Annotated in this window: 22 protein-coding genes; 2 read left to right on the top strand and 20 right to left on the bottom strand. The window is 41.6% G+C overall.

Annotation, left to right across the window (positions count from 1 at the left end):
• Window positions 1-22: 22 nt before the first annotated feature.
• The 20 genes from M9R32_RS08475 to M9R32_RS08380 form a co-directional block, all read right to left on the bottom strand.
• Complete coding sequence (locus M9R32_RS08475; protein ID WP_269926303.1) at window positions 23-559, bottom strand: F0F1 ATP synthase subunit delta; 537 nt, start codon at window positions 557-559, stop codon at window positions 23-25.
• On the bottom strand, window positions 556-1,089 hold the full coding sequence (gene atpF, locus M9R32_RS08470; protein WP_269926302.1) for a F0F1 ATP synthase subunit B: 534 nt from the start codon (window positions 1,087-1,089) through the stop codon (window positions 556-558). Before atpF ends, M9R32_RS08475 begins: the two co-directional genes overlap by 4 nt.
• A 155-nt stretch (window positions 1,090-1,244) precedes the next feature.
• Window positions 1,245-1,469, bottom strand: a complete 225-nt coding sequence (gene atpE / locus M9R32_RS08465) for a F0F1 ATP synthase subunit C (protein WP_269926301.1) — start codon at window positions 1,467-1,469, stop codon at window positions 1,245-1,247.
• Between the two features lie 64 nt (window positions 1,470-1,533).
• The gene (atpB, locus tag M9R32_RS08460; protein WP_269926300.1) at window positions 1,534-2,244 is read right to left on the bottom strand and encodes a F0F1 ATP synthase subunit A; all 711 of its coding nucleotides are present in this window, start codon (window positions 2,242-2,244) and stop codon (window positions 1,534-1,536) included.
• Window positions 2,245-2,273: 29 nt separating this feature from the next.
• A complete protein-coding gene (locus M9R32_RS08455; protein ID WP_269926299.1) occupies window positions 2,274-2,645 on the bottom strand; it encodes an ATP synthase subunit I in 372 nt (123 codons plus the stop codon).
• Window positions 2,646-2,648: 3 nt separating this feature from the next.
• On the bottom strand, window positions 2,649-2,870 hold the full coding sequence (locus M9R32_RS08450; RefSeq protein ID WP_269926298.1) for an AtpZ/AtpI family protein: 222 nt from the start codon (window positions 2,868-2,870) through the stop codon (window positions 2,649-2,651).
• Window positions 2,871-3,710: 840 nt separating this feature from the next.
• Window positions 3,711-4,826 (bottom strand): non-hydrolyzing UDP-N-acetylglucosamine 2-epimerase, encoded by a 1,116-nt coding sequence (gene wecB, locus M9R32_RS08445; protein ID WP_269926297.1) that lies wholly within the window; start codon window positions 4,824-4,826, stop codon window positions 3,711-3,713.
• A 19-nt stretch (window positions 4,827-4,845) separates the two neighbouring features.
• On the bottom strand, window positions 4,846-5,475 hold the full coding sequence (upp, locus tag M9R32_RS08440; protein ID WP_269926296.1) for a uracil phosphoribosyltransferase: 630 nt from the start codon (window positions 5,473-5,475) through the stop codon (window positions 4,846-4,848).
• Window positions 5,476-5,848: 373 nt separating this feature from the next.
• Window positions 5,849-8,044 (bottom strand): bifunctional diguanylate cyclase/phosphodiesterase, encoded by a 2,196-nt coding sequence (locus M9R32_RS16070; protein ID WP_269926295.1) that lies wholly within the window; start codon window positions 8,042-8,044, stop codon window positions 5,849-5,851.
• Between the two features lie 273 nt (window positions 8,045-8,317).
• Entirely contained in the window at window positions 8,318-9,697 is a 1,380-nt protein-coding gene (locus tag M9R32_RS08430; RefSeq protein ID WP_269926294.1) for an amino acid permease, read from the bottom strand.
• 505 nt (window positions 9,698-10,202) lie between these two features.
• Complete coding sequence (gene glyA / locus M9R32_RS08425) at window positions 10,203-11,438, bottom strand: serine hydroxymethyltransferase (RefSeq protein WP_269926293.1); 1,236 nt, start codon at window positions 11,436-11,438, stop codon at window positions 10,203-10,205.
• A gap of 21 nt (window positions 11,439-11,459) precedes the next feature.
• Window positions 11,460-12,011 (bottom strand): TIGR01440 family protein, encoded by a 552-nt coding sequence (locus M9R32_RS08420; RefSeq protein WP_269926292.1) that lies wholly within the window; start codon window positions 12,009-12,011, stop codon window positions 11,460-11,462.
• A gap of 14 nt (window positions 12,012-12,025) precedes the next feature.
• Complete coding sequence (rpiB, locus tag M9R32_RS08415; RefSeq protein ID WP_269926291.1) at window positions 12,026-12,466, bottom strand: ribose 5-phosphate isomerase B; 441 nt, start codon at window positions 12,464-12,466, stop codon at window positions 12,026-12,028.
• A 509-nt stretch (window positions 12,467-12,975) separates the two neighbouring features.
• On the bottom strand, window positions 12,976-13,419 hold the full coding sequence (locus M9R32_RS08410; RefSeq protein WP_269926290.1) for a low molecular weight protein arginine phosphatase: 444 nt from the start codon (window positions 13,417-13,419) through the stop codon (window positions 12,976-12,978).
• A gap of 9 nt (window positions 13,420-13,428) precedes the next feature.
• A complete protein-coding gene (locus M9R32_RS08405; RefSeq protein WP_269926289.1) occupies window positions 13,429-13,920 on the bottom strand; it encodes a manganese efflux pump in 492 nt (163 codons plus the stop codon).
• A 57-nt stretch (window positions 13,921-13,977) separates the two neighbouring features.
• Window positions 13,978-15,012, bottom strand: a complete 1,035-nt coding sequence (locus M9R32_RS08400) for an L-threonylcarbamoyladenylate synthase (RefSeq protein WP_269926288.1) — start codon at window positions 15,010-15,012, stop codon at window positions 13,978-13,980.
• 82 nt (window positions 15,013-15,094) lie between these two features.
• On the bottom strand, window positions 15,095-15,661 hold the full coding sequence (locus tag M9R32_RS08395; protein ID WP_269926287.1) for a stage II sporulation protein R: 567 nt from the start codon (window positions 15,659-15,661) through the stop codon (window positions 15,095-15,097).
• A gap of 44 nt (window positions 15,662-15,705) precedes the next feature.
• The gene (prmC, locus tag M9R32_RS08390; RefSeq protein WP_269926286.1) at window positions 15,706-16,569 is read right to left on the bottom strand and encodes a peptide chain release factor N(5)-glutamine methyltransferase; all 864 of its coding nucleotides are present in this window, start codon (window positions 16,567-16,569) and stop codon (window positions 15,706-15,708) included.
• Entirely contained in the window at window positions 16,553-17,632 is a 1,080-nt protein-coding gene (gene prfA, locus M9R32_RS08385; RefSeq protein WP_269926285.1) for a peptide chain release factor 1, read from the bottom strand. Before prfA ends, prmC begins: the two co-directional genes overlap by 17 nt.
• Window positions 17,633-17,776: 144 nt before the next feature.
• Window positions 17,777-18,391 carry a thymidine kinase gene (locus M9R32_RS08380; RefSeq protein ID WP_269926284.1) on the bottom strand — a complete coding sequence of 205 codons (615 nt, stop codon included), beginning with the start codon at window positions 18,389-18,391 and terminating at the stop codon, window positions 17,777-17,779.
• A gap of 534 nt (window positions 18,392-18,925) precedes the next feature.
• Between M9R32_RS08380 and M9R32_RS08375 the strand changes: the two genes are divergently transcribed.
• Window positions 18,926-19,789 carry a nuclease-related domain-containing protein gene (locus tag M9R32_RS08375; protein WP_269926283.1) on the top strand — a complete coding sequence of 288 codons (864 nt, stop codon included), beginning with the start codon at window positions 18,926-18,928 and terminating at the stop codon, window positions 19,787-19,789.
• Window positions 19,790-20,050: 261 nt separating this feature from the next.
• On the top strand, window positions 20,051-20,336 hold a 286-nt coding region (locus tag M9R32_RS08370; protein WP_269926282.1), incomplete at its 3' end, for a helix-turn-helix domain-containing protein.

Below are 20,336 nucleotides of genomic sequence, written 5' to 3'. Positions count from 1 at the left end.
TCACCTCTTTCATTTCATAATATTAACCGATAAGTTGTTTCTTCAAGCGATCCAGCTTAGCGCTGACGCTGCTATCAAAAATACGGTTGCCGATTTGAAGACGAATGCCACCAATCAATGATGGGTCAATTACGTTTTCAATGCGTAACGACTGTTTCCCGACTTTTTTTGCGAATGCAGATGAAATGTCTGCACGCTCATCATCAGTCAAAGGACGTGTCGAATATACTTTCGCATCCGCAATACCTTGTGCTTCATTTGAAAGTGTTGAGAATTCAGTTGCAACTGCAACCGTTTCGTTGATTCGTTTACGGTCAATCAATACTTGAAGTGTATTGACAACAAGTGGATTGGCTTGTCCGAATAGTTCACGAATCAATTCTTTTTTACGATCCAAAGAAAGTTTCGGAGATGCAAGCAAAGCTTGTAATTCACGGTTTTCTTTGAAAACCACTTTTACTTCACGTAGATCTTCTTCTACAGAAGTCAGTTGGTTATGTTGCTGTGCTAGTTGAAATAATGCTAAAGCATAACGTTTCGCTGCAGTGGATTGACTCACCCTACATCGCCTGCCTTCGCAATCGTTTCTTCGATTAACGCACGGTTATCTTCCTCAGAAATTTGCTTTCCAAGAACTTTAGATGCTGCAAGAACAGATAGAGATACGACTTCTTCGCGTACTGCTGCGATTGCTCTGTCTTTTTCTGTTTCGATTTCACGGACAGCAGATTCTTTCAAACGGTTCGCTTCAGCGCGTGCAGCCGTGATAATTTCTTCACGTTGAACATCGCCTTGCTTCTTCGCGTTCTCAACAATCCCTTGTGCTTCCGTTCGCGCTTCTTTTAACAAACTACGTTGTTCTTCAAGCAATTTGTGTGATTCTAGGCGGCTGTTTTCAGCTGCTTCGATTTCACTCGCGATTAAATCTTCACGTTGTTTCATAACTCCCATCAACGGGCCCCATGCGAATTTCTTCAGAAGGAGCATCAGGATAGAGAAGATGACTAAAGTTACTAAGATGTCGCCAGTGTTCAGAAATTCTGTTTCATGAGCATCAGTGGCACCTAGTACGAGGTAATCCAAAAACACGATTGTTTCACTCCCTTCAAGAGCTTCATTCTATGTGTGAATCTAATAAGATGTTTTTTCAAAAATTAAGTAGAACGAGTTGTTAACTTTTCATAAGAGAATGGCGAAGAATCGGTTAAAATGAACTTCGCCATTACAAGTATAGTTGCATATGATTAACGGTTTAATACGATAAACGCGATAACTGCTGCGATGATTGGAAGGGCCTCAACTAATGCTACCCCGATATACATTGTAGTTTGAAGAACGCCACGAGCTTCTGGTTGACGAGCGATCCCTTCAACTGTTTTTGAAACGATTAATCCGTTACCAATACCTGCACCAAGTGCTCCTAAACCGATTGCGATAGCTGCTGCTAATAAACCTACTGAACCTACCATAGTAATAATTTCCTCCTTGGAATGTGGTTTTTGTTTTGTTGCTTAATGATGAAACTTTATATTATTAATGGTCTGAGTTCACTTTGTGAGCCATATAAACCATTGTTAACATACAGAAGATAAACGCTTGGATTGTCCCAACGAAAATCGAGAAACCTTGCCAAGCCATTGTTGGAATAAGCGCGCCAGCAAAACCTGCGATACCAGCTGAACCTAGTCCGGCTAATAAGCCAAGTAGTACTTCACCTGCGTAGATATTACCGTAAAGACGAAGACCGAGTGTCAACGTATTTGCGAATTCCTCAATAATTTTTAATGGGAACAAGAACGGAAGTGGACGTAAATAGTCTTTACCGTATTCACTTAGACCCTTCATTTTAATTGCATAGAAATGCGTTAAAACGACAACCATTACTGCTAGAGTCATGGTAATAGTCGGATCTGCTGTTGGTGATTTCCACCAAAGTTCTCCATTGACGATAATAGAGAATGGCAATCCTAACATGTTCGCTACGAAAATGAACATAAGAACTGTAATTCCTAAGACGTGGAAACGGCCTCCCGTTTTCCAGTCCATGTTGCTTTTGATGATACCCTTCACGAAGTCCATGAGCCACTCCATAAAGTTCTGCATACCGGTTGGCTTAAGACTTAATCTTCTAGTCGCTGAGATTGCAATTAAAAATACGATAAGTGCCGTAACCGATAGCATCAAAACGTTAGATAGATTGAACGTCAGTCCAAGCCATTCAACGGTTGGATTCTTATGATGCACGATGCATTCACCTCCCTTTCACAATTTGATTAATGGTGTTTCACATGGTATATAATTCTGTCTGCAAGTAAGTAGACATACGGAATCATCAACCCAATGACCGAACTAGTTAAATGAAATTGTTCAGGGATAGCAATCGCGACTGCCACTGCTGCAATACCCGAAGCGAACCGAAGTCCAGTTCCGAGAGAAGCAACTTTCTTCCCTTCACTTAATGAGCGGTCGAATTTCTCCAATCTTCGTACGAGGAGCCAAAAATTATACAACCCAAACAGTGAGCCTAACGCTAAGCCGGCAAACACCGTCTTAAAGGGTGTTAATCCCCACCCGAGTGCGCAGAATGCGAGCAAAAAAAATATGAGTTTCTTTTGACTTGCGTACACTTGCTGCAAATCTTGCATAGGTTATGTATCTCCTGAGTCGTATTTTCGAATGGTCAGAATCATGGCTGTCACACCGGTAGCTAAACCAATGAGCAGACACAGTACTAAAAATAACGGGGTGGTACCTATTTTGCTGTCGAGCCACATACCTGTGTACACACCGATTAAAATAGAACCAACAAGTTGTGAGAGAATAGCGGAATAGAGCGCTACTCCATAAAAAGGACGTCGAGTTTGACGCATGGTGATCCTCACGTTTTTGCATATTTTTTGTAAAACCGTGATTCTTGTCGGAAGTAGACGTATCAAGGTTTTATCGCATTTTTCTACGATGAAAGCCCTCTCATTCATACCCTTTGTAAGCATACAATAGGGGTAATTTGATGTCAATTGATTCCCGTGAAAAACTTCACAAACTCGCAGGGCTCGACATATTGTCGACAAATTTGGGAACAGCAGGCTCAGTTGTTACGGGGATAGGATAGTTTAGGAGGTTAACTATCTAGTTTATGGTGTATTGGTGGTTTATAGATTCGACGTATAGGATAGACTCCAGCGTTGGTAATGAGTCTATTTTGAGTGAATAGAGTTGAAGATTAAGATGTGTACAGTTGTATAGAAAAACTGGCAGCGACCGCCACTTCGCTTTCCGTGGGCTTGGCTTCAGCCTCCCTCCGGGGGTCTTCAGCTCAAGCTTTTCCCACAGGAGTCTTCGTGGCAGGCGCTGCCTTAATGAAAACTACTACGTGATTCCTACGTGATGGCCGTTTTTTCCTACGTGAGCCCCTATAATTCCTACGTCAACCCCAATTTTTTCTACGTGACCCTCTATTTTTACAATCAAGAATCTGTAGACAAAGTAAAGGGCGGTCCCTTTCTTATATGAAGCGAGAAATGTGATGATTTCTCAAGAGGATTCTTCACGGAAACCTAATGATTCCTACGTGAACCTCGTTTTTTCCTACGTGAACCCCTATAATTCCTACGTCAACCCTGATTTTTCCTACGTGACCCTCTATTTTTACAACCAAGAATCTGTAGACAAAGAAAAGGGACTGCCGAGGCGGTCCCTTTTCGTCATTTCTACTTATTTAAATAGACTTTTAATGCTTCAACGATTCTTCTTGATGCTTCTCCGTCACCGTACGGGTTAGATGCATGGGACATTGCGGCATAAGCTTCTTCGTTCGTCAGCAATTCTTTTGCTAAACCATAGATTGTTTCTTCGTCCGTTCCAGCCAGTTTCAAGGTACCAGCTGCAATTCCTTCTGGACGTTCAGTCGTATCACGCAATACAAGAACCGGCTTCCCTAGAGAAGGCGCTTCTTCCTGCACGCCGCCTGAATCGGTCAATATAATGAAAGAACGTGCTGCGAAGTTATGGAAATCAAGTACTTCTAGTGGTTCGATCAAGTGAATACGTGGATCGTTACCGAGTACTTCATTTGCTACTTCGCGTACCGCTGGATTCATATGAACCGGATAGACAACTTGTAAGTCATCATGTTCTTCAATCAAACGTTTGATTGCACGGAACATGTTGCGCATCGGTTCACCCAAGTTTTCACGACGGTGTGCCGTCAATAAAATCATGCGGTCTGAGCCGATTTGTTCCAATACAGGGTGCGTATATTCTTCGCGTACTGTTGTTTTCAACGCGTCAATCGCCGTATTTCCTGTTACAACAATGCGATCTTCCGGTTTATTCTCACGGCGAAGGTTATCAGCCGATACTTCCGTTGGTGAGAAATGAAGGTCCGCCATTACACCAGTTAATTGACGATTCATTTCTTCCGGGTACGGAGAGTACTTATTAAATGTACGAAGTCCCGCTTCCACGTGACCGACTGCGATTTGATTATAGAAAGCCGCTAAGCTAGCAATGAAAGTTGTCGTTGTATCGCCGTGTACTAAAACGATATCAGGTTTCGCTTCTTTCATTACTGCGTCCAATCCTTCAAGTCCACGTGTAGTTACGTCGATCAAAGTTTGGCGGTCTTTCATAATGTTCAAATCAAAGTCAGGCGTGATGCCGAATGTGTCCAATACTTGGTCAAGCATTTGGCGATGTTGTGCCGTTACGGTCACGATTGATTCGATTTCGTCTGCATGTTTTTCTAATTCCAATACGAGTGGTGCCATTTTAATTGCTTCTGGGCGTGTCCCAAAAATCGTCATGACTTTCCATTTTTTCGTCAAGGTCAAAGCACTTCCTTACTTATTTTGTTCCGAACAAACGGTCACCAGCGTCGCCAAGTCCTGGCACGATGTAACCATGGTCGTCCAATTTTTCGTCAAGGGCAGCAATGTAGATATCAACATCAGGATGAGCTTCTTGAAGAACTTCTACACCTTCAGGAGCGGCGATTAAACACATAAATTTAATGTTTTTCGCACCGCGTTTTTTCAATGCGTTGATTGCTACAAGTGCAGATCCACCAGTTGCAAGCATTGGGTCTACTAATATAAAATCACGCTCTTCCACGTCTGCTGGGAGCTTCACATAATATTCGATAGGTTGTAAAGTTTCTGGATCACGGTATAAGCCGATATGACCGACTTTTGCCGCTGGGATTAATGTCAAAATACCATCGACCATTCCGATACCTGCACGTAGAATTGGTACGATGCCTAGTTTTTTACCTGATAATACTTTTGCTTTTGCAGTTGTCACAGGTGTTTCAACATCTACATCGTCTAGAGGCATATCACGTGTAATTTCAAAAGCCATCAATGTAGCTACTTCGTCTACCAATTCACGGAATTCTTTTGTACCCGTTTTCTTGTCACGGATATATGTTAATTTATGTTGGATCAATGGATGATCAAATACGTATACTTTTCCCATTATGTCCTCTCCTTTACGTTCAAACTTTATCTATTATAGCAGAAAAAATTGATAACGCTCGACTCGCTTCAAATTTACATTTTTAAGAAAGTTTCGATTATATGACAACATAACCGTGTAAAAGGTTCCTTTTAGTTTGGAGTGGGTTTTAGTTATACCTCCTCATTCTGAATTGTTCCTTTTCGTGCGCCATTTAATCCCTGTAACGATTGCTTTATTACTTTTCATTATCCATTTATTCCGCTTCAACCAAGGTTTATTCCCGCTCCCTACAAAAATACCCCGATCACGAAGTGTGAGGGGGCTAATTGGTTTGGTTTTCGCTACGCTGCTGTTGGAAAGGTTCCCAGTAAAAAAGACTGCCTGGGCAGTCTTAATTTTTTTGTTTATCCAAAATCGCGTCGATATCTTCTACGGCCATTGGTTTGTAGAAGTAGTAGCCTTGGCCGCGTTTGCATCCAATTGTACGAAGGATAGTGAGTTGCTCGACGGTTTCGATACCTTCTGCGATGGATTGCATGCCTAGATTATTGGCAAGCTGAACGATGGTACGTACAATGGCGAGCGTGCCATCGTTTTCGATTTTCGAGATAAAGCTTCGATCGATTTTGATTTCACTTACCGGCAATTGCTGTAAATAGCTGAGGGATGAGAAGCCCATGCCGAAGTCATCAACAGAACTTTCAAATCCTGCGAGTTTTAATTGTTCAAAGATGTTTTTTGCCATTTCAAAATCGACAAGACCAATACTTTCCGTGATTTCGATGCGAATATATTTCGTTGGAATGCCAAAGCTTTGTATCGCTTGTCGTAAATCTGCGACGAAATATGGATGGAAAAAGTGATCCGTTGAAATATTGATGGCTACTGGCATCAAGCGTTTGCCGTGCTGTTTACGTCTTTGAAGCCACTTTAACACTTTGGTTAAGACAATTTTTTCGATGGCTCTGATTTTACCGGAGTTCTCAGCCGCTGGAATGAAAACATCAGGCGGCACTTCCCCTAGTTCTTTGGAAGACCATCTTGCCAGAGCTTCAAATGAGAATATTTCACCCGTATGTAAATCCACTTTCGGCTGGACATGCACGGAAAATTCATCTTTTTGCAAAGCATGTGAAAGATGATTAATGATGGAAAGTTCCCGCTTCGCTTCTTCGTCCTGATCGACCGTAAAGTAGGACAAGGCATTCCCCGGCCTTTTCTTAGCGTCGGACATGGCGGTATCTGCAGAACGAATCAATTCTTCACTATTGATCAAATTTCCTTGGAAAGGAATGACGCCAATTTTTAGTGTAATAAAGACTTCCTCTTCCCCAATAAGGAAAGGATCATTGGAAATGCCCATAATTCGGGAAGTGTACCGATCGATTTCATACGGTGGAATCAAACTGGCTATTATCAATGCAGGGCTTGCAAACCGTGCGATGACATCATCTGATCTCCTGCAAACCCGTTGAATGCGCTGGCACATCTGCTTGATTAAATCGTCAGCCGCTGCTCGGCCATATACATCTCCAATATGTGCGAACTCGGATGGCTCAATAATGGCAACGAAACCTGGTTCATTTTCATTCATTAAATCCTTTAATTCATTAATGAAATAATGTCGGTTTGGAATACCGGTATCAGAGTCCATATATGCAAGTCGCAATACTTCTTCCTGGTGATCTGAGTACTTAACGGCAAGCGAGATAAGTGGAGCCAAACGTTCTATGAATTCCAGATCAACGTCACGCGGTTTATTTGGTTTTGTAAAATAAGTCGCGATCGTTCCTACTACTTTTTGGTCTTGTGTCACGATTGGAATGGACCAGCAAGCTCGCAAGTTATATGACAGGGCAAGTTCTTTGTAGTCAGCCCAAAGAGGATCTGTTTCAATATCCGTAACGATGACTTTTTCTTTCGTATATGCGGCCGTTCCGCAAGAACCTACATTCAATCCTATTTTCGTTCCGTGAATGATTTGGTTGTAACTCTCAGGAAGTGAACGCGCTGCTGCCACAATTAAACGGTCATCAGAATCGAGCAATAAAATAGAGCTTTTCGTATGTTGTTGGAAGAAACTTTCTGCCACATCACAAACTTTTTGAAGCAATACATTTAGCGCGTATCCTTTTTCTATTCCTTGATAGATTTCTTGTTGCACGAGAAACAGTGCTTCCGTTTGTTTTCGGTTGGTGACGTCCATTTGCAACCCTATATGGTATAAGAGCTTGTCTTTTTCATCGCGAAGCGGCTGGATGACTAATTCATTCCAAAATGGAGTACCATCTTTTCGATAGTTTAATAGTTCTGTATGTACAGGATTTCCATCCTCAAGTTGATTTTGTATGCTGTAAACGGAGCTGACTAACGTCTCTGGGCCTTGTAGGAAACGACAATTTTCACCAAGGACTTCCTCGCGGGAATAGCCGCATAATCGTAAAAACGCATCGTTTACATAGACTATCGGATTGTTAGGTTGATCTGGATCGGTCACGACAAAACTCGTTTGGTATTGGTCTCCTAAACGACATAACCAATCAAATAAAAGATCTTTGCTTAATTGTCTTGGATAATTTGTCTCCACAACCCCAACTCCTTTCCGTGTATCTTCTTAGTCTTATCGTAGTTGAATTCGACAGAAAAAGCTATATATGATTGCATAAATATTCCAAACATTCGGAATTCCTCATGATATGGATTTTCCGTATAAACTTCCCATGTTTTCTCTATTACTACGAATGTTAAAATCTATTTGTTATACCGTATTTAACCCAATTTCTAGCTTTCTAATCGTGAATATACGAATTAATGATAAAAGCACCACAGACGCGAAGTCCATGGTGCCTTAAATTTGAGTTTAGCGATAAGTTCGGTTCTTTTTATTGAATCCTTTTCCATAATAATAGAACGTTAAGAAGACTAACCATAGAGGCCCAATAATCAGCGCGATTCTTGTGTCTGGATTATACGCCATGACAATAATTACGAACGCCAGGAACGCAAGTGCGATATACGATGTAAGCGGGAAGAAAGGAACTTTGTATTTCAGTTTTGCTTTCTCTGCCGGTTTGAGTTGTTTGCGGAACTGTATTTGAGAAATCAGGATAATTCCCCACGTCCAGATCGCCCCAAAAGTAGCGATACTCGTTACCCACGTAAACACTTTAGCTGGAACAATGTAATTCAAGATTACGCCAACCAATAAAACAGTTGCTGTTGCAATGACCGCTTTTCCAGGGACACCGTTTCTTGTCAGGTGTGCAAATTTCTTTGGTGCTTCCCCGTGTTCTGCTAGGTTGAATAACATTCTTCCCGTACTAAAAATTCCACTGTTACAAGAAGATAATGCTGCTGTCAAAATAACGAAGTTGATGATACCAGCTGCACCCGGAATCCCGATTTGTTCAAATGCCATAACAAACGGACTTCCTTTTGATCCAATTTCCTCCCAAGGATAAATGGACATAATGACAAACAGTGCACCTACGTAGAAAATCAAAATACGCCAGAAAACCGTATCAATGGCTCTTGCCAACGATTTCTCTGGATTTTTCACTTCACCAGCGGTTACGCCGATCATTTCAATGCCAAGGAATGCAAACATAACCATTTGCAGTGATAACAAGAGACCTTCTATCCCATTCGGGAAAAAGCCTCCATGTGCCCATAAATTACTGATGCCGGTTGCAATGCCGCCGTTACCAAATCCAAAGACAATCATGCCTAACCCGATAAAAATCATCGCAATAATCGTGACAATTTTAATTAATGCAAACCAGAATTCCAGTTCACCATATGCTTTTACTGCTAAGAAGTTAATGGAAGCCATTGCGACTAACGCAGCCAACGCCCAGATCCAGCGTGGTGTGTCTGGGTACCAGTATTCCATGTAAATTCCAACGGCCGTAATTTCAGCCATACACGTGACTACCCATAAAAACCAATAATTCCATCCAGTTATGTATCCAGCCAACGGTCCTAAGTAATCACGTGCGTATTTACTGAAAGACCCTGCTACCGGTTTATGAATAGCCATTTCTCCAAGTGCTCTCATTATAAAGAACATCATCATCCCGGCTACTGCATATCCTAGTAATATACTCGGTCCCGCTAACTTAATTGCAGTTGCAGATCCAAGAAACAGTCCAACTCCGATGGCCGCTCCTAAAGACATTAACGTGATATGCCTTTCTTCAAGCCCCCGTTGAAGACCTTTTGATTGCGTCTTACCCTTCATTGTTGCGTCCCCCTTAGTCCTTCTGTTCATCTTGATGAAATTATTATTTTTAATAGTATAATACTTTTGCGAAAAAAGTATTATATTAATATAAAACATTTTTAATAGTTTGACTAGTTACAATTGTGCTAGTTCGAGCGACGTTTTTCCTATGAAAGATAGTTTTTATGCCTCTACACCAATATTATTGCGTTTGATTTCGTAGGGATAGAGTTTTATGACCTTCTTTGGAATACCCTTGAATTAACTAATTAAAACATTATTCTAATTATAAAAAATTTTCACTCTGACTACCTATTATATTATTTTAATATTTCAAATAGAATGTTTTTTGGAAGGATTTTTTTGGGTGAACATAGTGATTCCTACGTGAACGACGATTTTTACAACGTGAACCTCGATTTTTCCTACGTCATCCCCGTTTTTTCCTACGTGACTGTTAAATTTTACAACAAGACAAAAAAAGAAGGTCATCTCCTGATCGGGAGATGACCTTCTTTCTTAATTATTGATAAAGTGGGAACTTCGAAGTAAGTGCTGCTACGCGTTCAGCCGCTTCTTTATGAACCGCTTCGTCTTCATGGTTTTTCAACAACTTCGCCATGATGGAAGCAATTTCTTTCATTTCAGGTTCTTTGAAGCCACGAGAAGTTACAGCTGGCGTTCCGATTCGAATACCAGAAGTAACGAATGGACTTTGTTTATCGAATGGAATCGTGTTCTTATTAACGGTAATGCCCACTTCGTCCAACAACTTCTCTGCTACTTTACCAGTTAAGTTTAAAGAATTTAAGTTAACTAGTAACAAATGATTGTCTGTACCGCCTGAAACGACATCAATGCCTTCATCTATCAAGCAGGTTGCCAATGCCTTCGCATTTTTAACCACTTGTTGAATGTAAGTTTTGAATTCAGGTTGTTGCGCTTCTCCGAATGCCACTGCTTTCGAAGCAATTACATGCATCAATGGACCGCCTTGAATTCCCGGGAAAATGGTTTTATCAATTTTCTTCGCAAATTCTTCAGTTGTCAGGATCAATCCACCACGTGGACCACGAAGTGTTTTATGCGTTGTTGACGTTACGAAATGCGCGTGTGGTACTGGATTTGGATGTTCGCCCGCAGCTACTAAGCCAGCGATGTGCGCCATATCAACCATCAAGTAGGCACCAACTTCGTCTGCAATTTCACGGAATTTCGCAAAATCAAGCGTACGAGAATACGCACTTGCCCCTGCAACGATCATTTTTGGTTTATGTTGCATTGCTTTTTCGCGTACATCCGAGTAATCGATTGTTTCAGTAATTTCGTCAACACCGTATTCAACGAAGTTGTATTGAATTCCGCTGAAGTTAACTGAAGAACCGTGTGTCAAGTGACCGCCATGGGATAAATTCATTCCCAAAACTGTGTCCCCTTGCTCAAGTACTGTCATGTAAACCGCCATGTTAGCTTGTGAGCCAGAATGAGGTTGTACGTTTGCGTGTTCGGCACCGAAAATTTCTTTCAAGCGGTCACGTGCAATGTTTTCTACTACATCTACGTGTTCACAGCCACCATAGTAGCGTTTCCCTGGGTAGCCTTCAGCGTATTTATTCGTTAATACAGACCCTTGAGCTTCCATTACAGCTTCTGAAACAAAGTTCTCAGATGCGATTAATTCAATATTCCCTTGTTGACGAGTTTTTTCAGCAGTCATTGCCTCAAAAACGGCTTGGTCTTGCGCAGCAATCTTCTTCATGTGTCCATATCCCCTTTATGTCTACTTGATTTTATATACTGCTCGCTCTCCGCCGATTAGTTTCGGTCGGGTCGTTGCGAGTGTGACAATCGCTTCACCAATTTGTTTTACTGTTGTTCGGATTGGCACGGCAACATGTTTCATGTGCATGCCAATCAAAGTTTGTCCAATATCGATACCACCATGGGCTTGCACATGCTCGACCACAACCGGATCATTGAAATGTGTATAGGCATAGGCAGACATGGAACCTCCCGCTTTTTGAACAGGAATGACATTTACCGGTTCCAGCCCGTAAGCAAGTGCCGTTTGTCGTTCCATCGTAAGCGCTCGGTTAATATGCTCGCATCCTTGAAAAGCTAAATGAATTTCATGCTTTTTGGCAAATGTTTGTAAAGGTTTAAATAAGCTTTCCGCCACTTCAAGCCCCCCTGCCGAGCCGATGCGTTTCCCCACAATTTCGGAGGTCGAGCATCCAATCACAATGATTTGCCCTGGTGTGAACGTGACTTGTGTCGCAAACTCACTGAGCAATTGTTCGAGTTGCGGCTGCCACATTGTGTGTGCATCCATATGACCAAACTCCTTTAGTTGTTTTCGAGTTCAGAAAGTTTGGCAATGCGACGTTCGTGACGTCCGCCTTCAAACTCGCCTTCTAACCATGTTTTTACAATTTCTCGCGCCAGGCCGCCACCAATTACACGCTCGCCCATTGCTAATATATTGGTATCATTATGTCCACGTGTTGCTTTTGCGCTGAACACATCGTGAACCAATGCACAACGAATACCTTTTACTTTATTGGCTGCAATTGACATGCCAATACCTGTACCGCAAATTAAGATGCCTCGGTCAAATTTTCCTTTAGCAACACCCTCAGAAACAGGTCCTGCGTAGTCTGGATAATCAACTGAATCGCTCGTTTGTGGACCGAAATCCTGATATGTGTGTCCCAGTTCATCAAGTAAAGAAGTAATTTCTTTACGCAAATTATTGCCCCCGTGATCGGAAGATATCGCGATATTCATTTCAGTCCCTCTTTTCTATTCAGATTCTTTTTAATCTTACCATTTTTACTAAGAAAAGCGCAAAGTGCCTTTCTAGCCATTCTTATTTTTGGGATTTGGTGCGCTGTCTCATTAAATTAACTTGGAGGTGAGATGTGTTTGAGCGATAAACGCTTCAATTTGAGCGAAAATTCCTCTGTGTGAACGATAAATCTCCAGTTTGAGCGATAACCCGCTGATATGAGCGTTAAATTTTTCACAATCTCAAAATGTGGTAAAAACCTGTTTCACAAGTCTACTAGAACTGAGATATCACTTCTTTCCAACAGGAGCGTAGCGAAAAGGTCCATTAAATCTTTAAACCTGAATGGGAGCCTTCATCTAATTCGCTTCAGGCTCTTTTCTGTGAGTGACGGTTGCGACTTCGTTTCGGCAAGTTATATCACTTCTTTCCAACAGAAACGTAGCAAAAATCTTAATCAAATAAGCTTTAACACAACAAAAAAAACAGCTCCATTATTCGGGAGCTGTCATTCTTCTTCATTTAACTTCATATGTAATTCATTCGTCAGCTGTGTGAGTTCCAGGAATGTTTGACGGTACATGTGTGCGTCTCCTCCAAATGGGTCGGACACGTCATGAGAGCCATATGGGCGAACGTATTCTTTCAGGGTGAAGATTTTGTCTGCAGCAAAAGGAAAGGCTTGCATGATCATTTGCTTATGTGCGGTTGTCATCGTCAAAACCAGATCCGCCCAGCGTATATCCTCTTCATTTACCTGACGGGAATAATGTGTGAAATCAATGCCGGCTTCACGAATGACTTGCTTGGCATTTTCAGAAATGTCCCCATCCTCCATGGCATAGATTCCTGCAGAACGGACGTCCATTCCTTCCTTATTATGAGACTGGAAAATCGCTTCTGCCATCGGACTGCGGCATGTATTTCCGGTACAAACGAAATAGATGTTCATGTAAATCCCTCATTTGTTTAGCAAAGTGAGCAAGCCCATCATGATGAGACATACTCCTGATATGCGTGTAAGCAATGGCCCTTTGATCAGTTTGCTTTTTAGCGCTACATAAGAGAATGATAGGGCAAAAAAGCCGGCACTGAATAAGAAAAACCATTTATGTAATTGAAGCATACCAAAAGATAAGCTAACTGAAAAGGTATCAAGGCTGACAACTATGGCAAGAAGCATCGGGGGAATGATTGTAGATTTAGGTTTCTGTTGGTACAAACACAAATGCACACCTGTTAGAAATAACAGCACACTGGAAATAAGACGCCCACCTTCTACGATGAACGAGGTTACCCACTCTCCCGCAAGGAACCCAAGGAGCGGGAAAATCATATGTAAAATTCCTGTCCAAATGGCAAGGATGAGCGGGAAGCGGATTTTTGGCAATACACTATACAGCGCGACAACATCCAGTGCGGTAAGGAGACCCGCAAACATTTCTGTAGACAATGAAAAAATCTCCCCTCTCTTTTGCATTGCTACTAGCTTATGCAAAAAAGGAAGAGATTAGGAGTACCACCAGTTGCCATCCGCCGCTTTTTCTAAACGATTGAAAATAGCTGCACCCACGCCTGTTCTTTCAGGTACTGTCACCAAAATCACATCGGCTGTGGTCTCATCACAGGCACGTAAATGTGCGTATAAATAGTGTGCGGAAGCTTCAAGTTTTTTTGAATCGCCAAGTGAGAAGAACCAGTCCGCCTCACTTTGACGGAAATCATCTGGAGCAAGTAAAGCAACTTTCTGCTGTTTCATATGTATAGACTCAATGGCATTCTTCACTTCATCCACGTCTGGATTAATTAAATACACAGGAGCGTCCGGTGCATAGTGTGCATATTTCATACCAGGTGCCCGTGGTACAGATGCTTCATCCAATTTTGTTGTATCCGGTTCAATCACTTCTCCGATGACTTCGCGCATCATTTGAGCGGTTACCCCACCTGGTCGAAGGATTACTGGAGGATCTATCGTGAAATCCACTACTGTTGATTCAAGCCCGATTCCTGTAGCTCCACCATCCAGAATCATTGGAATTCGTCCCTCTAAATCTTTTTCCACATGTAGCGCTGTCGTCGGGCTTGGTTTACCACTGCGATTTGCACTAGGTGCCGCAACAGGTTTGTTCAACATCTTCAATAAATCAAGTGCCACAGGATGATCAGGCATCCGCAATCCGACTGTTGATAAGCCAGCTGTTACATTGGAAGCAAAGGTATTTGGTTTTGCATTCAGGATTAAAGTTAACGGCCCCGGCCAAAACGCTTTAATGCATGCTCGTGCTTTATCAGGAACAGACGTTACATATTTTTCGATATCGTTAGCTGCGCCTACATGAACAATTAAAGGATTGTCAGATGGTCGGCCTTTTGCCTCGAAAATTTTCGCGACGGCTTTTTCATCCGTTGCAATTGCACCCAAACCGTAAACTGTTTCAGTTGGAAATGCGACAACTTCACCGGCATTTAATTTTTCCACAGCTTGTGAATAAACTACGTTTTTATTCACATTGTTATCCACAATTAGTTTTTTCGTTTTCATGCGATAATTCTCCTTTCTTTAAGGATTTCGTGTTAGTTATGCACATCTTGTTGATAACTAGGTGCGTAAATGTGTATAACTCTTACCAAAACTTGCTTTTTATCCACTCCCATGTCCAAAACTTCACGGGCTCTTCTTTCACTTCTTCTTCTCGATAACATACTTTCGGGAATAATGCGCACCACCAGTTGTCGCCTTTGCCACTTCCGATTGTTAACACTAGCGCTTGGTGGAAATCTTGTGCATAAAAGTATGTTCCGTCTGTTTTTGGTGGAATTAATGCCTTTTCCAAACTGATATGAATGGCTTGTTTAGTGATAGATTGTGCCTTTGATGTAATTTCAGTGGATAACTTATTCAATTCTTTTTCTAGTTGTGCCGTTGTTTGAACACTCGCAGCTGCTTTTTCAAGAAGTGGCTGGATTTCTTGCTGAATTAACGATTTGACTTGTTGATCTTCGTCCGTGTTGCTGTTTGCGACGATTCTTATTTGTATAGCGTCCGCGGGCACTGCTTCTGCCGCTCCGCTGATAACTGGTAATAAAAATAGTAACGTTTGGATGAATACGAGCGATAGAATCAATTCAATCCATGGAGACCGCTTCGTTTGTTGTTCTTCGTTTCTGAAAATCTCGTAATCTTGTATCACTGTTCATTCCCCCTTGACCACATTGTGGACAAGGTGTTGATAGTTTATACACGAATCTCACAAAAAATCATTCTTTCTTTTCCGTTTATATCTTTTACGATATAAACTTGAGCTGAAGGAAATGATTTTTGGAAGAAAGATTGGACAGCCGGACCTTGAGAATAGCCAATTTCCAGGCCAATCAGTGCCGGACGATTCATGAGTGCCGGTAGTTCCTCCGCTAACCTTTTATATAATTGAAGTCCTTGCTCATCCGCAAAAAGAGCACTATGTGGTTCATAGTTTAGAACAGTATCTGATAGAGTCGGAGCTTCATCGTGTGCAATATAAGGTGGGTTTGATAATACAATATCCCATTTTTCACTAGAAATAGGTGCCGTCAAATCCCCATGCTTGAACGTGATGTCCGCTCCAAGTTCAGCTGCATTTGCTTGAGCTACTTCCAATGCCTGTGTGGATAAATCCGTTGCAGTGACTTTTAGAGTTGGTACTTCCGCTTTCATTGTAATGGCGATTGCCCCACTGCCTGTTCCTATATCGGCAAGGGTTAAATCATTATTGCTGAACAAACGCTTCATTCGGGAAGTTGTCTCTACAATCAGTTCTTCCGTTTCAGGACGCGGAATAAGGACATGCTCATTCACAGAAAACGTACGACCATAAAATTCTTCGAAACCGATAATGTATTGAACCGGCTTTCCGTCCTTGTGCTGTTCAATGAGTGACCAATACTGATCAAATTGTTCGGCAGAGATTTCTTCACGCATATCCATTAGCAACTGGACGCGAGTTTTATTTAATACATGTTGAAGCAACATTCGCGCGACAGGTTCTTCACGTCCATTTTCTATTAAAAAAGACGAGGCTCGCGCGAGAGCCTCGTATACATATTTACACATTGGTTTCATTCATGCGCTCAAGTCGTTCGGATTGATCTGTCATAATAAGAACATTCACGATTTCGTCGAGTTTGCCTTCCATGATTTGATCCAATTTTTGAATCGTCAATCCAACGCGGTGATCGGTCACACGGTTTTGTGGATAATTATATGTGCGAATTCGTTCTGAGCGGTCTCCTGAACCAACTGCAGATTTACGGACAGCATCATATTCAGCTTGAGCTTCTTGGCGGAATTTATCGGCAACACGAGCACGAAGAACCGTCATCGCTTTCGCTTTGTTTTTAATTTGTGATTTTTCATCTTGGCAAGTAACGACTGTTCCGGTTGGAATATGTGTTAAACGAACCGCTGACATCGTTGTATTAACAGACTGACCGCCGGCACCTGAAGATGCATACGTATCAGTACGGATATCATTTTCATGAATTTCCACATCGACTTCTTCCACTTCAGGAAGACATGCAACAGTCGCTGTTGAAGTATGAATGCGTCCACCAGATTCTGTTTCCGGAACACGTTGAACACGGTGAGCACCGTTTTCATATTTCATTTTCGAATACGCGCCGTTCCCGTTGATCATGAAAATGACTTCTTTATAGCCACCGATTCCGGTCGGAGAAGCATCCATAATCTCGATTTTCCAGCCTTGCGTATCTGCGTAGCGGCTGTACATACGGAATAAGTTCCCTGCAAATAGAGCAGCTTCATCACCACCAGCAGCTCCTCGAATTTCCATGATTACGTTTTTCTCGTCATTCGGGTCTTTTGGAATCAATAACAGTTTTAAACGCTCTTCCAACTCTTCAATCTGAGCTGCCAGGTCGTTCATTTCTTCTTTTACCATCTCACGCATATCTGCATCAAGCTTATCGTCAAGCATCGCTCTAGCGTCTGCATGCTGTTCTTTCACTTCTTTGTATTCACGGTACGCATTAACTGTATCTTGTAAGTCAGACTGTTCTTTCGAAAGCGTACGTAATTTATTCATATCATTAACAATCTCAGGGTCACTGAGCAATTCATTCAAGCGATCATATCGGTCTTCTACCGATTGTAAGCGATCAAACATACTTTCACCTCATCCGTTCATGTGTTTAACAGTATAATTATATAGAAAAAGAGGGGAAATTGCCACTCTAGCATGGAAAAGTGGAAAGGTGCGGCGTTCGCACACGGGAAGCGTCTTACGAAAAAAGAAAAAGAGCAGCTCTGGCTACTCTTTGTCGTACACTAATGAAGTTTGATGGGTAACGCCTGCTGGTACTTCGTGGTGATGACGGCAACGCGGTTCATAAGCTTCAGTTGCACCAATCAAAATGATAGGATCTTCGTAGCCAGCTGGTTCTCCATTGATCAGACGTTGCGTTCTGCTTGCAGGTGACCCACATACTTGGCATACAGCCTGTAATTTTGTTACAAGTTCAGCCATAGCCATTAAAGTTGGCATTGGACCAAAGGGTTCGCCTCTGAAATCTTGATCTAGACCGGCAACTATTACTCGGAAGCCGTGATTCGCAAGTCGTTGGACAACCTCGACAATACCTTCATCGAAAAATTGTGCTTCATCAATCCCAATCACATCATATTCATCCGAAATATAAGCCAAAATATCTTTTGAACGTTCAACCGGAATCGCTATTACCTTCGTGCCGTTGTGACTAACTACTTCTTCTTCACTATATCGATTATCTAAACGCGGTTTGAACACAGCAATTTTTTGCTTAGCAAATTGCGTGCGTCGCACACGACGAATTAATTCTTCTGATTTCCCGGAAAACATACTTCCGCAAATGACTTCTACCCAGCCAGTTTGTGACATCACGTACATGGAAGTCACTCCTTTCAAAACTCTCTATTCCCTATCATACAGAAAATCATATTGTATTTCCCGTCTTTTTTTTCATGAAGATATGTGATATGGAGTCACTAACAGTAAAACCCACTAAGCAATAGCGTGTGGGGCATTTCAAAAGGTTTTAAAAGCTTTGGAATGGGGCTGTTCGCTTTGGCTCGGCAGCCTTTTTTGTGAAGTGCCGTTGTGTGGTAAATGGGATTCCTACGTGGGTCGCGATTTTTCCTACGTCAAGCCGTTTTTTTCCTACGTCACCTGTCGTTTTTCCTACGTGAACCCCGAATTTTACAACTGAGCGTCCGCTCACCGATTCACTAACCTCTAAACTTGCTATTAATGCCACGGAAATGCTAGTTTAATAATATATCTGAAAATTCAATCATAGGAAGGGGAATTATTATCTTTACGGAACGAATAGTACCAAAGGAATTTCATGTTTATAATCGTGCTCTTCATCGATTTCCATTAAATCATCCTAATTTATCGCAATTTTTATCTAAAATAAAAGGTATGGAAGCAGGATTTGTCGGTGAAACCTATGCAGATCGATTCCTTCATCAAATTGACTTCCCAAAAAGTCATGCTATTTTTAAGGGTCTGCATATCCAAACCGGACCACACTCTTATCTACAAGTCGATACGCTTATTGTTACACAGAAATATATCGCTATACTTGAAATCAAGAATATCAAAGGGAAAATCTACTTTCAGAAAAACCCAAAACAACTCGTTCGCGAATTAAACGGACAGTCGGAAACCTATAAGTGTCCGGAACAACAAATTCTCCGACACCAACTAAAACTTCAAAAACTTTTGTCACATCTTAAAATTGACTTGCCTATTCACAATCGAATCGTCTTCGCTTTTTCATCCACCCACATTGTGGAACCCCCTGAAGAAGTAACAATCCTGATGGCTTGTGATCTCCCCAATCATATCGATAAACTCAACCAACTCCCAGATGTTATTCGCCCAACTACCTTTAAAAAATTAATCCAATTTCTTACGACGAATTTAAGTACTTATCATCCATCTCCTATAGCCGATCAATTTCAATTTGACTGGAACTCTTTAAAAACTGGTGTGTTCTGTCCAAGTTGTAATATGAAAATCAGCTCACAAATGAGATGCCCTTCTTGCAAAGTTTCTCGGCAAACACTGTATCACCTTGCTCTTGAGGAATGGTTTTATCTTTGTAAAACATCCATTTCAAACAAAGAATGTGTTCATTTTCTCGATCTGAAAGATAAGTATGCGGCAAGCTATCTCTTTAAAAAGTTTAACCTTGAATCTCAAAGTCTTAACAAGTATCGACGCTATCTCTATACTAATAATGTCTGGATAACTAAAGAATCTACAGTTACGGACAATTAGCTTTTGGATACGAGTCTGTCTCTAGCAAGGCGGCTGGATCATTAGAGGTTTTGAAAAGCTTTGAATGGGGCTGTTCGCTTCGCTCGGCAGCCTTTTTTTGTGAAGTGCTGGTGTGTGGAAAGTGGGATTCCTACGTGGGTAGCGATTTTTCCTACGTCAACTCTTAAGCCCCCTTAAAGTTTTAGACACCATAAAGTAAGCGAGTTACAATATAACCAAACTTGTGAGCGGATGTTTAAATCGAATAGGAGGGGAAAGAAAATGCCTAATAAGAAAATTGCCGTAGTTGAAGAAGTGAAAAAGAAATATGTTCGCATGGCATTAGAAACAGGAAACAACGCTTCCATTGCACGAAAAGCTGGAATCGATCGTTCAACATTAAAAAAGTGGATGATTGAATACCAAGATGAGGTTAGCGATCAAATGGAAAAAGAGGATATTTCCATCCTTTCGGATGAGCCTACACATGACGAACTCCAGAAGAAATATGATCAGGCCATGAAGCTATTGGGTGAAAAAGAACTTGAAGTCGCCTTCTTGCGAGAAA

The organism is Paenisporosarcina quisquiliarum, from assembly GCF_027563315.1.
GTDB lineage: Bacteria > Bacillota > Bacilli > Bacillales_A > Planococcaceae > Paenisporosarcina > Paenisporosarcina quisquiliarum.
This window is presented reverse-complemented; position numbering and strand designations above follow the sequence as displayed.

Coding starts and splice junctions, on each gene's coding strand:
- atpE (WP_269926301.1), bottom strand. CDS start 1,469: ATGGTAGGTTCAGTAGGTTTATTAGCAGCAGCTATCGCAATCGGTTTA.
- M9R32_RS08455 (WP_269926299.1), bottom strand. CDS start 2,645: ATGCAAGATTTGCAGCAAGTGTACGCAAGTCAAAAGAAACTCATATTT.
- M9R32_RS08450 (WP_269926298.1), bottom strand. CDS start 2,870: ATGCGTCAAACTCGACGTCCTTTTTATGGAGTAGCGCTCTATTCCGCT.
- upp (WP_269926296.1), bottom strand. CDS start 5,475: ATGGGAAAAGTATACGTATTTGATCATCCATTGATCCAACATAAATTA.
- M9R32_RS08430 (WP_269926294.1), bottom strand. CDS start 9,697: ATGAAGGGTAAGACGCAATCAAAAGGTCTTCAACGGGGGCTTGAAGAA.
- glyA (WP_269926293.1), bottom strand. CDS start 11,438: ATGAAGAAGATTGCTGCGCAAGACCAAGCCGTTTTTGAGGCAATGACT.
- M9R32_RS08420 (WP_269926292.1), bottom strand. CDS start 12,011: ATGGATGCACACACAATGTGGCAGCCGCAACTCGAACAATTGCTCAGT.
- rpiB (WP_269926291.1), bottom strand. CDS start 12,466: ATGAATATCGCGATATCTTCCGATCACGGGGGCAATAATTTGCGTAAA.
- M9R32_RS08410 (WP_269926290.1), bottom strand. CDS start 13,419: ATGAACATCTATTTCGTTTGTACCGGAAATACATGCCGCAGTCCGATG.
- M9R32_RS08400 (WP_269926288.1), bottom strand. CDS start 15,012: ATGAAAACGAAAAAACTAATTGTGGATAACAATGTGAATAAAAACGTA.
- prmC (WP_269926286.1), bottom strand. CDS start 16,569: ATGAAACCAATGTGTAAATATGTATACGAGGCTCTCGCGCGAGCCTCG.
- prfA (WP_269926285.1), bottom strand. CDS start 17,632: ATGTTTGATCGCTTACAATCGGTAGAAGACCGATATGATCGCTTGAAT.
- M9R32_RS08380 (WP_269926284.1), bottom strand. CDS start 18,391: ATGTACGTGATGTCACAAACTGGCTGGGTAGAAGTCATTTGCGGAAGT.
- M9R32_RS08375 (WP_269926283.1), top strand. CDS start 18,926: ATGGAAGCAGGATTTGTCGGTGAAACCTATGCAGATCGATTCCTTCAT.